The following is a 13604-nucleotide window of genomic DNA, read 5'->3' as shown; positions in this document are numbered from 1 at the left end:
GCCGGCGGCACGGCTGCGGCCTATTGTCGCAGGCACCGGCGCCCGCGAACGCATACGATGGGCATGAATGACCGGTCCCGACGCTCCGTTTCTCCGTACCCTGTGCAGCCTGCGCTGGCTTGCCGTGGGCGGCCAGGCCGCGACCATCCTGGTGGCCACCTGGGTGCTGGGCCTGCCCTTGCCGCAGCTGCCGTTGTGGGCCGGCGTGGCGGTGCTGGCCCTGTTCAACGTCTACACCCAGCTGCGCCCGGAAGCGGCCGATACCGCGCCCCTCACCGCTTTCGGCCACATCCTCGTGGACGTGATCATCCTGACCTGGATGGTGGGCTGGAGCGGCGGCATGGCCAACCCGTTCAGCTCGCTGTTCCTGATCCTGATCGCACTGGCCGCATTCGCCCTGCCCCTGCGCTGGGCGCTGGCGGTCGCGCTGGCCTGCCTGCTTGGCTACGCCAGCAGCGGCATCTTCGGGCAACCCCTGCCGGACGGCTACTTCCGCGCACAGGACCTCAACCGCTGGGGCGTGGTGGCCAACTTCCTGATCTCCGCCGCAGTGGTGCTGGCGTTCTCGACCCGGCTGGCATTGGCACTGCGCCAGCGCGAGCTGGAGCTGTCGGCGCTGCGCGAGCGCTTCGCACGCAACGAAGGCATCGTCGCGCTCGCCACCCATGCCGCCTCGGTGGCGCATGAACTGAACACCCCGCTGGCGACGATGACCCTGCTCGCCGACGACGTCGCCGAGCGCAGCGAAGAGCCGGAAGTACGCGAGGACATGGAAACCCTGCGCGAACTGCTGGTGCAGTGCCGCGAACGGGTACTGGCACTGGCCGCACCCGCGTCGGCCGATGCGCCGGGCCGCAGCCACTCCAGCGCCCAGCAGGTGCTGGAGCAATGGCGACTGGTGCGGCCGACCATCGACCTGCACCGCAACGACGATGCGCCGCTGCGGCTGCCGCTCGACCCGGGCGTGGGCCATCTGCTGATGGTCCTGCTCAACAACGCCGCCGATGCCGGCGAGAAGGCCGGCCGGCCGCGCGTGGACCTGGACCTGCGCATCGAAGGCGACGACCTGATCGGCGAAGTCCGCGACTACGGCCACGGCTTCGATGCCCGCGCCGCCGTGCTGCCGGGCAAGCTGTTCGGCAGCAGCAAGAGCGAGGGCATGGGCGTCGGCCTGGCCCTGTCCCATGCCACCATCGAACGCCTCGACGGCGAGATGTGGATGCGCCCGGCCCAGGGGGCCGGCAGCCGCGTCGGCTTCCGCCTGCCGCTGGCCCCACGCGAGGACACCCCATGAGCCTTCACCACTCCACCCTGGGCCTGCTGGTCGACGACGACGAGCTGTACCTGCGCACCCTGCAGCGCAGCCTGGCCCGCAAGGGGCTTGAAACGCAGACCGCACAGGATGCCGCCAGTGCGCTGGCACTGGCCCGCCAGCATCCGCCAGCGTTCGCGCTGATCGACCTGAAGCTGGGCAGCGATTCGGGCCTGGCCCTGATCCAGCCGCTGCGCGCCCTGCGTGCCGACATGCGGATCCTGCTGGTGACCGGCTACGCCAGCATCGCCACCGCGGTGGAAGCCATCAAGCTCGGTGCCGACGACTACCTGCCCAAGCCGGCGACCGTACCGATGATCCTGCGCGCATTGGGCGAGGAAGACGACGGCCCGGCTGACGATGGCGAAATGGAAGTGCCCGACGCGATGACGCCGATCAGCCGCCTGCAGTGGGAACACATCCAGCAGGCGATGCACGAGACCGGTGGCAATGTCTCGGCAGCCGCACGCCTGCTCGGCATGCACCGACGCTCGCTGCAGCGCAAGCTGGCCAAGCGGCCGAGCCCGGAACGCGACCCGACCCGTTGACCGCTGCGGGACGTTCCCGGCTCAGGCCTCCGCCAGCGCTGCCGGTGCGGCCTGCCCGCTGCTGAAACGTGGCTCCATTGCGCCCGCCCTCGCGGCCGCCGTCTCCTGCAGCAGCGGCGACGGCAGCACGCAGGCCGGATGCATGCGCAGGAATCCATAGATCGCGCCGGCCAGCCCGATCATCAGGCCCGGGGTGAAGGCCGCACGGGTCAGCCCGCCGACCATGCCCTGGTGCTCCTCGATCGAAGACACGATCTCGATGGCTGCATCATCCCGCGCATAGGGGCAGCCCTCCGGGTCCAGCGCGGCGGCCAGCACCAGCAGCTCCCGGGTCGACACGTCGCCGTGGCACAGGGTATGGCTGAAACCCCATTTGCCGCGTGCATCGGCCACCGCCCGGCGCATGTCGCGCAGCTGTGCCGGATCACCCGTACGCGCATAGAGGTCGGCGGCCGCCAGTCCGATGCCGACGCTGCCATGGCACCAGGTCGGGAAATTCTTCTGCCCGTCCTGCAGATGGATGTCACGCCAGTGGCCGGTGTGCGGCTCGAACAATGCCGCCTGGAACGCGAAGGCCTCTTCTGCCAGTTGCCGCCAGGCAGTGCGCTCTGTCGCACTGCCCGCCTGCGAACGTGCCAGCCGTGCCAGCGCCCACCCCATGCCCATCGCACCATGGCCAAAGCCACCGATTGGCTCCCGGAACTGCGGCGTCGGCCAGCGCGCGCCATCGGCATCGACGATCGCCGCGTCCTGCATCCGGCGTCCCGCTGCGGCCGCCAGATCCAGCCAGCGCGCGCTGCCGGTGGCCTCAGCCAACGCCAGCAGCGGCAGGATCATGCCGGACACGCCATCAATCAGTTCGAACTTCACCGGCCCCTGGAAACCACGGCGTTCCGCAGCTTCCGCGCAGTGTTCTGCCAGCGCCAGCAGTGCTGGCCGCTGCAACAGATCGTGCAACGCCAGCAGTGTCCAGATCTGCGAGCCGGTGCCGACGAATCCACCATCGATCTCGGCGGGATGGCGCTCGCACATGGTCTGGAACACTGCGATGGCGCCCTCGATGGCTGGCTCCAGGCCGGCCACCGGATCTGCACGCCCCTGCTCTGCTTCACGGCGGTAAGCCGCCAGCGCGAAGGCAATGCCCCCCAGGCCGAAGTACAGGTCGGGCTGCACCGGTTGAACCGTCCAGCCGCTACGGGTCACCTCGGGCGTGATCCAGGTCATCGAACCGTCTTCACCGTGCACGGCCAGCCGCAGCAGGTTCTCCACCGCCCGCGCGGCGAGTGCGCGCCGACGCGCCTCCAGCGCGTCGGCATGCGGCTGCCGTGCCGCGTAGCTGTAGCCGGAGCGGGCCTCTGCACGTGCCAGCGCATGCTGGTTCAGGTCGGTGGCCACCAGCGTGCTGCGGATGGTCACGTCTTCCAGATCGATGCGCATCGCGCGCCAGTTGGCAACGATCGAATGGATGCGTGGCGCATCCAGCAGCGATGCGAAGATCGGAATGTCTCCGTAGCGCAGGTCATCCACCTCGCCGCGCACGGTATCCAGGTCCGAAGGTGCAGCCGGTGATACCGCCGCGTTCCTTACCAGCAGGTCGACGGCACGTTCGACTGCCTGGGCTTCATTGTGCAGGGACGCCGGATGCCAGAGCATCCGCCCGAGCTCGGCATAGGCCATGGTCGGCCGCCGCACATCCCGCACCTGGCACCCTTCGAACCCCGCCAGCAACGGCATCAGCTCGCCCTTCGCATCCAGCGCGCGCAGGCGCCCACTGGCGTCGACGAAGCCTTCGCTGATGTGGTCCCAGTACAGCGAGACATCCGGCTGCGGGCTCGGATGGTTCTGTGCGATGGCGACCTCTGCTTCAACCAGGCCCAGCCGCGCCGGCGCGGTCCCGTCTTCGATGATCACCGGCACCTGCACCCGTGGCTGCTCGCCCGGCAGCGCGCCGGCGGCGGACAGGTCCACGCCTTCCATGCCGAGGCCGGTGGTGCGGAACGGCACGATACCGGTGCGCAGCACGGAATTGCGCATCAGTTTGACGGCCGTGTCGTAGGCATCGCCCAAGCCTGAGGGTTCGACGTCGATGACGCGCGAAAACACACTTTCGGCGTCGACCACCACCGGCACCGGCCCGACTGCAATCAGGTTCTCAAGATGGATGTCGGTACCACCGACCAGTCGCAGGATGGCCAGCCAGTGACCGAGGCCGCGGTAATAGGCTCGCAGCTCTTCATCACCGGAACAATAGCGGTGCGCGGCGAATGCGGCCCAGCCGTGGCTGCCACGATCAACCACGCGGGGCACGCGTACCCGGTCCGCGCCTTCGCCGAAGACTGCGGCAAGCAGGCCATCGAGCGTGGCATCGATGCGCAGCGAGCGCGGCTTGTACATCAGCGTGCCGCCGTCGAACTGCAGCCGCGCCACGGTGCGGCCGCCGCCATGCAGGTCACCCCGCCCCAGCGAGACGGCACGCAACGCGCCTGCCGGCCGGTCGAGCAGCTCCGTCAGCAGCGCGCGATCACTGCCGATGCGCGCGGCCAGCTCAACCACGGCCGCACATTGCCCTTCGAGCATGCGCGACAGCCGCGGCAACAGCACCGGGTAGCGTCGCTGCAGATGCTCCTGGAAGCCCTCGCTGGTGGCGAGCGCCATGAATTCATCCAGCGCCCCGGCGCTGTCAAGCGGGCCGATGTCACCGCCACGTGCGGCGGCATGCAGTTCCAGCAGCAGCACGCGATTGAGCTTGAGCTGGGCATGCTCACGAAGCGCCGCATCGCCTTGCTCGTGCAGCAGCGCGCGTTCGTCCGGCCGCAGGTCGAGAACGGGGTCATGCAGGCCAGCCGCCAACGCGGCGCGCGCATCGGCAAGGAAATGTTCGGTGATGCGCGCAAACGCGGCCGCAGCCGGAGAAGCGGTCATTACGCCCCCTGCAAAGTGTCCAGAGTCTGTTCCAGTGGCCGGCACGCAGCGCAAGCCGCTACGTGCCGGCTCGGGCTACATCAACAGCACAGGCAGTGATTGACCACCGACATCGTGGTGGTGCACTCGGTACCACCACCGGTGATCAGGGTGTCGGAGGCCGACGTGAGCGCGGACTCGGTGGCCGCAGCGCCATAGATGAACAGCGAACCGGCGGGGTTGGCGCACCCATCCACATCGTCCGAGCCGTTGAGCCAGCCGGACACAACATCGTCATTCAGATCCATTCGCAATCTCCTGTCATTCACAACATGAGGCGTTGAGAACGTGGATCGATTCCACGTTCCTTCGGATACGGCCAGTCCCTGGCATCAACTTCATGCTGCGAGCGATACTGGATGACAGGTACTGCCGCCCGTGCACACTGCATCGGCATTCAATGCGGCGTCAAGCTGCGCTGCGGCAGGCACGCGGATGCACGGCACGCGCAACACGGAAGGACGCGTGCATGGCCGGGATGTGAGATGCAGGGATGGCCGGCCGGTGGCCGGCACCTCCAGGGACAGGCTCAGCGCTTCAGCTGCGCAAGAATCTCGCGGGTCATCGGATCGGCGATCGCCACGTCCTCACCCTGCAACGCCGGCAGCAGGCCACTGGCCAGCTGCTTGCCCAGCTCGACACCGAACTGGTCGAAGGCGTTGATGTTCCAGATCACCGATTGCACGTACACGGCGTGCTCGTACATCGAGATCAGCGCACCCAATGCCTGCGGGGTAAGTGCATCAAGCAGGATCAGCGTGCTCGGACGGCCGCCCGGGTAATCGCGGTGCGGATCGTCGCTGCCCTGGCCATTGGCCAGCGCCTCGGTCTGCGCCAGCAGGTTGGCCAGCAGGGCCTGATGATTGATCGTGTAGGGATCATCGTTATGCACGCAGCCGATGAAATCGGCCGGCACGATGCTGGTGCCCTGGTGCAGCGCCTGGAAGAAGCTGTGCTGCACATCGGTGCCCGCCCCGCCCCACCACACCGGAACGGTGTCGGTGGTGACCGGCTGTCCATCGCGCTGCACGCGCTTGCCCAGGCTCTCCATCACCAGCTGCTGCAGGTAGGCCGGCAGCAGCGCCAGGCGCTGGTCGTAGGTCATCACCGCATGCGTGGCACAGCCCAGCAGGTTGCGGTTCCAGATGTCGGTCAGGCCGTGCAGCACCGGCAGGTTGCGCTCCAGCGGCGCGTCCAGCGCATGCGCATCCATCTGCGCCGCGCCTTCCAGCAGCTGCTCGAAACGCTCGAAGCCGATCGCCAGCGCGATCGGGAAACCGACCGCCGACCACAGCGAATAACGCCCCCCCACCCAGTCCCACATCGGCAGCACGCGATCGGCAGCGATCGCGAACGCCTTGGCGGCACGTTCCGGATTGGCGCTGACGGCATACAGGCGCTCGCTGCCACCGAGCCAGTCGTGCAGGATCTGGCCGTTGAGCAGGGTTTCCTGGGTACCGAAGGTCTTGGAGATCAGGATGCCGGCGGTCTTTGCCGGATCCAGCGTGGCCAGCGTGCGCTGCATGGCGGCGCCGTCCACGTTCGACACGAAATGCACGCGCAGGCGCGCGCCGCTGACCGGGCGCAGCGCATCGGCCACCAGGCGCGGGCCGAGATCGGAACCGCCGATGCCGACGCTGACCACGTCGGTCACGCCGCTGTCTTCCAGCGCGCGCACCAGCACGCCCATGCGCTGGCGGATTTCGCGCGCAGTGGCATAGGCCTCGGCCGCCACCGGCGCATCGACCACATCGCCACGCAGTGCGGTATGCAGCGCAGCGCGGCCTTCGGTCAGGTTGACCTGCTCGCCACGGAACAGGCGGTTGATGGCACCGCCGACATCACGGTCGGCGGCCAGTGCCAGCAACGCCTGCAGCGCCGCGGCATCGTATTTCTGCCGGGCGAAGTTGACATACAACGGACCGACCCGCAGCGCCAGGTCCTGGACGCGGCCGGGTTCGGCAGCGAGCAGGCTGGGAATGCTTGCGCCCTTCAGGCGCTGGGCGTGGGAATGCAGCGAGTCGAATCCGTTGTTCGTTGTCATGCGGCCTGGGTGGGGATCGTGTCGTTGGTGTGGGTGATCTGGTTGCTGCCATCAACGTACACCAGCTTCGGCTTGAAGCTGTCGGCTTCCTGCTCGGTCATGCTGGCGAACGCGGCGATGATGATGATGTCACCGACCTGCACGTGGCGCGCGGCGCCACCGTTGAGCGAGACAACGCCGCTGCCGGCTTCGGCGCGGATGGCATAGGTCGAGAAGCGCGCACCGTTGGTCACGTCCCAGATGTGCACCTGCTCGAACTCGCGGATGCCGGTGGCAGCCAGCAGGTTGTCGTCGATGGCGATCGAGCCTTCGTAGTTCAGCTCGGAATGGGTGACGGTGGCGCGGTGGATCTTGGTCTTGAGCAGGGACAGGTGCATGGGGGCGCTGCAACGGCAAAGGAAAGAGCGGATTCTAACACCCGCTTGGGCGTCGTCAGGGGCCTGCGGCAGGACGCTGAAGGCCGTTCAGGCGTCCTCGCCCGGCGGGGCTGCCGGGATCGCACTGGCGGTGCCGTCCATGGACAGGCGGAACACGCTGTGGAAGGCCAGCCCGGCGACCCCGCCGAAGCCCCCTGCAGCCAGCACCAGCAGGCCATAGCCAACCACATCGAAGGTGTCGACGTAACGCAGGCGCTGCAGCAGCGGACCGCTGTCCTCACCTGGCCAGGTACAGATGGCCATGGCCAGCGCCGCCAGCCCGAAGCCGACCCACACGAAGCGGCCCCGGCGCAGGCGATGCTGAGACTGCTGGAGCAGCGCCATCGGCAGCAGCACCACAACGGCACCGCAGGCGGCCAGCACGAACATCAGACCGCCGCCGTTGAGCGCCGGTAGCGGTGTGCGCCTGAATTCGAGTGTAAACAACAGGCCGCCCAGCAGCTCGGCCGGCAGCATGCCGGCAGCCAGCACCGCCAGGATCGAGGCCTGGGCGAGGCGGCCGGCATCAGTGGCAGGGATCTTCATGTGCTGTCTCCCGTCCGTGGGAAGGTGGGAGGCGCCCGTTGCGGGCGCCCCGGAGCCGCATGCGGCTCAGAACTCCAGATTGTCGATCAACCGGGTGCTGCCCAGGCGCGCGGCAATCAGTGCCACGCGGCCACCGCCGTCGAAGGTCGGCTCGGCCAGCTCCGGAGTGCGCAGCACCGCGTAGTCGACCTGGAAACCGGCCGCCTGCAGCGCGGCGGTTGCATCGGCCTCGATCTGCGCACGCGACTGGCCAGCCACATAGCCTTCGCGCATGCCCAGCAGGGTGCGGTGAAGGGTCGTCGCGACCGGGCGCTGTTCGGCGCTCAGGTACTGGTTGCGCGAACTCTTGGCCAGGCCATCCTCGTCGCGCACGATCTCCGCGCCGACGATCTGGATCGGGAACGACAACTCCGCCACCATCTGCCTGATCACGGCCAGCTGCTGGTAGTCCTTGCGGCCGAACACCGCCACGTCCGGCTGCACCTGCAGGAACAGGCGCGCCACCACCGTGCACACGCCATCGAAGTGGCCCGGGCGGCTGGCACCCTCCAGCACTTCGCTCACGCCCGGGGCGTGCATCTGCGTGGTCTTGTCCACGCCCAGCGGGTACATCGCCTCCACGCTGGGCAGCCACACGGCGTCGCAGCCGACCTGCTCCAGCCCGGACACATCGGCCTCGGGCGTGCGCGGGTAGCGACTGAAGTCTTCATTGGGGCCGAACTGGGTCGGATTGACGAAGATGCTCGCCACCACCTTGTCGGCGTACTGCCGCGCCAGGGTCACCAGCGAATGATGGCCGCCATGCAGGTTGCCCATGGTCGGCACCAATGCCACGCGCAGGCCTTCGCGCTTCCACTGGCCGATCTGCTCGCGCAGTGCGCCAAGCTCGTTGAAGGTCTGGATCATTGGGCGTAGGCGTGCTGTTCGTCAGGGAAGCTGCCGTCGCGCACGGCGTCGGCATAGGCGCGGGTGGCACCGGCCACCGAACCGCCTTCGGCAAGGAAATCCTTGACGAACTTCGGGCGGCGATGACCGCTGTCCAGGCCGAGGAAATCATGCAGCACCAGCACCTGGCCATCGCACTGCGGGCCGGCGCCGATGCCGATGGTCGGCACGTCCACCGCCGCCGTGACCTCGGCAGCGACCGGGGTCGGTACGCATTCGAGCACCATGATGCTGGCACCTGCGGCGGCCACGGCCCTGGCATCTTCCACCAGCTGGCGCGCGGCATCGCCACGGCCCTGGATCTTGAAGCCGCCCAGGCGCAGCACCGACTGCGGGGTCAGGCCCAGATGCGCGCAGACCGGGATCTCACGCTCGACCAGATAGCGGATGATGTCGACCTTGAAGCCGGCACCTTCGATCTTGACCATCTCGGCACCGGCCTGCAGCAGCTGCAGCGAGGCATCCAGCGCGCGTTCCGGGGTGGCATCGGCGCCAAACGGCAGATCGGCCACCAGCAGTGCACGCTGCAGCACGCGGGCCACGGCGCGGGTGTGGTAGACCATGTCGGCCACGGTCACCGGCAGGGTCGAGTCATGGCCCTGCACGACCATGCCCAGCGAGTCGCCGATCAGAATCAGGTCAACGCCGTTTGCGTCGAAAGTGCGGGCAAAGCCGGCGTCGTAGGCGGTCAACATGACCAGCTTCTGGCCATTGCGCTTGGCCTCGGCCAGGGCGGGAACGGTCCAGGGCTTGCTGTCTGCGTGGGTGCTCATGTGCTGATAACCGGGGGAGATAACCCGGGCATTATCACTCTATCGGCGCGATCCCGCAGGCATCCACCCGCATCACTGCATCCCGCACGCGTCCATGGCCAGGAATTGTCAGTTCCGGCGCGATTTCGGCCAGTGGCACCAGCACGAAGGCACGCTCGTGCAGGTACGGATGCGGCACCTGCAGCCCGGGCTGGTCGAGTTCCTGCGCGCCGTACAGCAGCAGGTCGAGATCCAGCGCGCGCGGGCCCCAGTGCACCGCCGGATCACGCACGCGGCCGAAGCGCTGCTCCAGTGCCAGCATCGCCTGCAGCAGCTCATCGGCTGGCAGCACGGTATCGACCGCCGCCACCGCATTGACGAACGGCGGCTGGTCCTGGTTGCCCCAGGCCGGCGTGGCATACAGGCGCGAGGCCTGCCGCAGGCGGGTCCCGGGCAGCCCGTCCAGCGCGGCCATCGCCGCGCCGACGGTCCCAGCCGCGTCGCCGAGGTTGGCGCCGAGGCCGATCCAGGCAAGGGTCATCGCTTACTCGCCCGCCGCACCGGCCGGCGCACCCGGGCGACGGCGGCGACGGCGGCGCTTGCGCGGCGCCCCGCTCTCGTCGTCACCCTCTTCGCTGTGCATCGCATCCAGCGACGATTCCAGTTCGCGGCCGGACTGCGCCTGCGCCTCGCGCCAGAACTCGACATCGGCGGCGTGCTCGGCCGAAGCCACCTGGCGCAGGCTGAGGAAATCGAACGCAGCACGGAAGCGCGGATGGGTCAGGGTGCGGAACACGCGCTTGCGCTGGCGCGAGCCGAAACGCGACTGCAGCAGCCAGATCTCCTGCATTGGCAGCGAGAAGCGGCGCGGCAGCGCGATGGTGCTCAGCTGCTGCACGGTCACACGGTCGGCGGCACGCCGCTGTGCCTCTTCCGGTGCCACGCCCTGCTTGAGCAGGGTCGCCTGCGCGCGGCAGTAGGCCGGCCACAGCAGCAGCGCGAACAGGAACGCCGGCGAGACCGGTTCGTCATTGGCAACGCGCGCATCGGTGTTGGCCAGGCCCTCGACCAGCATGCGGCGCAGCGCGCCGGTGCGGTTGGACTTGAGCGCCTTGGCGCTTTCCGGGAACAGCACATCCAACAGGCCGTAGCGCTCCAGGCCTTCGAAGCTGGCCACGCCATGCCCGGACAGGAACAGCTTGAGCACCTCCTCGAACAGGCGCGCTGGCGCGGCTTCGTTGAGCAGGCCAGCCAGATGCGGGATCGGCGCGGCGGTGCCCTCTTCGATCTGGAAACCGAGCTTGGCCGCCAGGCGCACCGCACGCAGCATGCGCACCGGGTCTTCGCGGTAGCGCTGCTCTGGGTCGCCGATCAGTTTCATCAGGCGTGCCTGCACGTCTTCGAAGCCGCCGGTGTAGTCACGTACCGAGAAATCCTCGATGGCGTAGTACAGGGCGTTGCAGGTGAAGTCGCGGCGGACGGCATCGTCTTCGATGGAGCCGTACACGTTGTCGCGCACGAGCATGCCGTTTTCCATCTCGCGGTCGCCGCTGCCGTCATCGCTGTTGGCACGGAAGGTGGCGACTTCGATGATCTCGCGGCCGAATACCACGTGGGCCAGGCGGAAGCGGCGGCCGATCAGGCGGCAGTTGCGGAACAGCTGCTTGACCTGTTCGGGCGTGGCGTCGGTGGCCACGTCGAAATCCTTGGGTTGGCCATTGACCAGCAGGTCACGCACCGCGCCGCCGACAAGGTAGGCGCCGAAGCCGGCATCGCGCAGGCGATAAAGCACGCGCAGGGCGTTCGGGCTGATGTCCTTGCGGGAGATCGTGTGCTGGTCGCGCGGGATGACGCGCAGGCTGAACGGTGATGTAGCAGAGGAAATGATGTTGGCGCTTCCGGTTGAAGTTTCGGGATTGCCCAATGGCATCGAGGTGCATATACTAGCGCTCCTGCCTCGGCAGCGACACAGTTACGCTCCCTTCGTCTAGTGGTTAGGACGTGGCCCTCTCAAGGCTAAAACAGGGGTTCGAGTCCCCTAGGGAGCGCCAGTCGCCGCAGCAGGAACCGAAAAAGCCCGCCTCGCGCGGGCTTTTCTGTTTTCCGGGATTGCCGATGGTTGCGGTCGGGTTGGTCGCGTTGGCGCTTCCCTGCAATCGGCTTGAGCCGGTGGGGTCACCCAGGGCAGGACACGCCGTGAACCCATCCATGGGGGCTCGATGGCGCCATCCATGGCGCCAACGGTCCCGCCCTGGGTGACCCCACCGCCTCTGGACGGTTTCCCGCGAACCCCGGCAACAACCGACCAGCGCTTCGCCGCGTCCGCACGCACCATGAAACTGTCAGGAGGGGGCAGGCCGCCCTCTCCAGGACCGTTGGCGCCATGGATGGCGCCATCGAGCACCATGGATGGGCTTTTGCGTGTCCTGGAGAGGGCGGCCTGCCCCCTCAAACTCGGGACAACCAGGCGCCAACGGAATGCAACCGAAGCCAGGCGGCGTCAGCCTTCCATCTGCTCCAGTTCCTTGCCCTTGGTCTCGCGCACATGGCGGACGACGAAGAAGATCGAGAGGATCGCTGCGACCGTATAGATGCCGTAGGCCCCGGCCAGGCCGATACCGGCCAGCAGCATCGGGAAGGTTACGGTGATCGCGAAGTTCGAGGTCCACTGCGCCGCGCCGGCCACCGCCAGTGCCGGGCCGCGGATCTGGTTCGGGAACATCTCGCCCAGCATCACCCACATCACCGGGCCCCACGACATGTTGAAGAACACCACGTAGACGTTGGCCGCCACCAGCGCCAGCCGGCCCATGCCGTCGGACAACTGCAGGCGGCCCTCGGCCAGGCTGCCACTGGCAAAGGCCACCACCATCAGCACCAGCGCCACCGACATGCCAACCGAACCGATCCACAGCAGCGGCTTGCGACCGATGCGGTCGATCAGCAGCACGGTCAGCAGGCAGGCCCCGATGCTCAGTGCACCCGACAGCACGTTGATCAGCAGCGCATCGCTTTCCGAGAAACCGACCGCCTGCCACAGCACTGCCCCGTAGTAGAACACCACGTTGATGCCGACCAGCTGCTGGAACATGGCCAGACCGATGCCGACCCAGAGGATCGGGCGCAGCCGGCCGGTGGCCTTGTCACGCAGATCACCAAAGCGCGGCTTGTGCTGGTCCTGCGCCAGGCTGGCTTCGATCTCGGCCTGCTTGGCTGCCGCCGCGCCGTCGCCGTACAGCCGCGACAGCACCGCCCTCGCCTGCGCCTGCCGCCCCTTCAGCACCAGGAAGCGCGGGCTTTCGGGAATCACCAGCAACAGCAGCAGGAACAGCCCGGACGGCAGCGCCTGCATCCAGAACATCCAGCGCCAGGCCTCGTGGCCCAGCCACAGGGGCTCGGTTGACGCGCCGGCTGCGCGGGCCAGCAGGTAGTTGCTGAGGAAGGCGGCGAACAGCCCGCAGATGATCGCCATCTGCTGCACCGTGGCCAGGCGGCCGCGATAGCGTGCCGAGGCCACTTCGGCAATGTAGGCCGGCGACATCACGCTGGCTGCACCCACGGCAAAGCCGCCGAGCACGCGCGCGGCGATGAACAGCCAGGAGGCATGGGCGGCGCCGGCGCCCAGCGCCGAGACCAGGAACATCAATGCCGAGACGATCAGTACGCCGCGGCGCCCCAGGCGATCCCCCAGCCAGCCGGCCAGGAAGGCGCCGATCGCGCAGCCCAGCAGCATCGAAGCAACTTCGAAACCCAGTGCCGCTTCACTGGAGTTGAAGGCCTGGCGCAGGCCATCGACCGTGCCATTGATGACACCACTGTCGAAACCGAACAGGAATCCACCGAGGGTGGCCACGCAACTGATCAGGACGATGAACGCGGTGTTCTCACCGCCGTGCGGGGCGGTGCCGGTCTGGGCTTGGGACATGGACGATCCTGCTGGAAAGGGAATTCGGCCACCCCTGCGGCCGATGGCCCGCAGCGTCGCACAGGCTCGGCCGTGCCGCCAATGGCCGCAGTGGTCGCGCCTGCCAGACGCCCGTTTTCCGTCCCGCGCCGACACCGGGGGCCAACCTGTTCTAG

At 68.0% G+C, this 13604-nt stretch carries 12 protein-coding genes and 1 tRNA gene; 3 read left to right on the top strand and 10 right to left on the bottom strand.

Going from position 1 to position 13604, the window contains the following annotated elements; translation table 11 throughout:
- Positions 1–67: 67 nt before the first annotated feature.
- Together N440_RS05705 and N440_RS05700 are read left to right on the top strand one after the other, a co-directional pair.
- Entirely contained in the window at positions 68–1294 is a 1227-nt protein-coding gene (locus N440_RS05705; RefSeq protein WP_053449382.1) for an ATP-binding protein, read from the top strand.
- Positions 1291–1860 carry a response regulator transcription factor gene (locus tag N440_RS05700; RefSeq protein ID WP_008265983.1) on the top strand — a complete coding sequence of 190 codons (570 nt, stop codon included), beginning with the start codon at positions 1291–1293 and terminating at the stop codon, positions 1858–1860. Before N440_RS05705 ends, N440_RS05700 begins: the two co-directional genes overlap by 4 nt.
- A 21-nt stretch (positions 1861–1881) precedes the next feature.
- Here the strand turns inward: N440_RS05700 and N440_RS05695 are convergent, their stop codons facing one another.
- From N440_RS05695 to pcnB, 9 genes are all read right to left on the bottom strand, one after another.
- Positions 1882–4782, bottom strand: coding sequence for a type 2 lanthipeptide synthetase LanM family protein (locus N440_RS05695; RefSeq protein WP_133934374.1), 2901 nt, complete (start codon positions 4780–4782; stop codon positions 1882–1884).
- 80 nt (positions 4783–4862) lie between these two features.
- Entirely contained in the window at positions 4863–5069 is a 207-nt protein-coding gene (locus tag N440_RS05690; RefSeq protein WP_049423517.1) for a DUF6229 family protein, read from the bottom strand.
- A gap of 281 nt (positions 5070–5350) precedes the next feature.
- The gene (gene pgi, locus N440_RS05685) at positions 5351–6865 is read right to left on the bottom strand and encodes a glucose-6-phosphate isomerase (protein ID WP_133934373.1); all 1515 of its coding nucleotides are present in this window, start codon (positions 6863–6865) and stop codon (positions 5351–5353) included.
- On the bottom strand, positions 6862–7242 hold the full coding sequence (gene panD, locus N440_RS05680) for an aspartate 1-decarboxylase (RefSeq protein ID WP_008268179.1): 381 nt from the start codon (positions 7240–7242) through the stop codon (positions 6862–6864). Before panD ends, pgi begins: the two co-directional genes overlap by 4 nt.
- A gap of 87 nt (positions 7243–7329) precedes the next feature.
- Positions 7330–7827 (bottom strand): hypothetical protein, encoded by a 498-nt coding sequence (locus tag N440_RS05675; protein WP_133934372.1) that lies wholly within the window; start codon positions 7825–7827, stop codon positions 7330–7332.
- Between the two features lie 66 nt (positions 7828–7893).
- Positions 7894–8733, bottom strand: coding sequence for a pantoate--beta-alanine ligase (panC, locus tag N440_RS05670; RefSeq protein ID WP_133934371.1), 840 nt, complete (start codon positions 8731–8733; stop codon positions 7894–7896).
- Positions 8730–9545 carry a 3-methyl-2-oxobutanoate hydroxymethyltransferase gene (panB, locus tag N440_RS05665; protein WP_004153072.1) on the bottom strand — a complete coding sequence of 272 codons (816 nt, stop codon included), beginning with the start codon at positions 9543–9545 and terminating at the stop codon, positions 8730–8732. Before panB ends, panC begins: the two co-directional genes overlap by 4 nt.
- A gap of 34 nt (positions 9546–9579) precedes the next feature.
- Entirely contained in the window at positions 9580–10065 is a 486-nt protein-coding gene (folK, locus tag N440_RS05660; protein ID WP_133934370.1) for a 2-amino-4-hydroxy-6-hydroxymethyldihydropteridine diphosphokinase, read from the bottom strand.
- Positions 10066–10068: 3 nt separating this feature from the next.
- A complete protein-coding gene (gene pcnB / locus N440_RS05655) occupies positions 10069–11448 on the bottom strand; it encodes a polynucleotide adenylyltransferase PcnB (RefSeq protein WP_049457499.1) in 1380 nt (459 codons plus the stop codon).
- 52 nt (positions 11449–11500) lie between these two features.
- Between pcnB and N440_RS05650 the strand changes: the two genes are divergently transcribed.
- Positions 11501–11575: transfer RNA gene (locus tag N440_RS05650), tRNA-Glu, on the top strand.
- 449 nt (positions 11576–12024) lie between these two features.
- On the opposite strand, the gene N440_RS05645 is transcribed toward N440_RS05650, so the two are convergent.
- Entirely contained in the window at positions 12025–13449 is a 1425-nt protein-coding gene (locus tag N440_RS05645; RefSeq protein ID WP_133934369.1) for a sugar porter family MFS transporter, read from the bottom strand.
- Between the last annotated feature and the right edge of the window lie 155 nt (positions 13450–13604).

Origin of the sequence: Stenotrophomonas sp. CC22-02, from assembly GCF_004365115.1 — a bacterium.
Lineage (GTDB): Bacteria > Pseudomonadota > Gammaproteobacteria > Xanthomonadales > Xanthomonadaceae > Stenotrophomonas > Stenotrophomonas forensis.
Note: the sequence above shows the minus strand (reverse complement) of the source record. Positions and strands in the feature narration are given on the sequence as shown.

Coding starts and splice junctions, on each gene's coding strand:
- panC (WP_133934371.1), bottom strand. CDS start 8,733: ATGATCCAGACCTTCAACGAGCTTGGCGCACTGCGCGAGCAGATCGGC.
- panD (WP_008268179.1), bottom strand. CDS start 7,242: ATGCACCTGTCCCTGCTCAAGACCAAGATCCACCGCGCCACCGTCACC.
- N440_RS05690 (WP_049423517.1), bottom strand. CDS start 5,069: ATGGATCTGAATGACGATGTTGTGTCCGGCTGGCTCAACGGCTCGGAC.
- N440_RS05645 (WP_133934369.1), bottom strand. CDS start 13,449: ATGTCCCAAGCCCAGACCGGCACCGCCCCGCACGGCGGTGAGAACACC.
- N440_RS05700 (WP_008265983.1), top strand. CDS start 1,291: ATGAGCCTTCACCACTCCACCCTGGGCCTGCTGGTCGACGACGACGAG.
- pgi (WP_133934373.1), bottom strand. CDS start 6,865: ATGACAACGAACAACGGATTCGACTCGCTGCATTCCCACGCCCAGCGC.
- N440_RS05705 (WP_053449382.1), top strand. CDS start 68: ATGACCGGTCCCGACGCTCCGTTTCTCCGTACCCTGTGCAGCCTGCGC.
- panB (WP_004153072.1), bottom strand. CDS start 9,545: ATGAGCACCCACGCAGACAGCAAGCCCTGGACCGTTCCCGCCCTGGCC.
- folK (WP_133934370.1), bottom strand. CDS start 10,065: ATGACCCTTGCCTGGATCGGCCTCGGCGCCAACCTCGGCGACGCGGCT.
- N440_RS05675 (WP_133934372.1), bottom strand. CDS start 7,827: ATGAAGATCCCTGCCACTGATGCCGGCCGCCTCGCCCAGGCCTCGATC.
- N440_RS05695 (WP_133934374.1), bottom strand. CDS start 4,782: ATGACCGCTTCTCCGGCTGCGGCCGCGTTTGCGCGCATCACCGAACAT.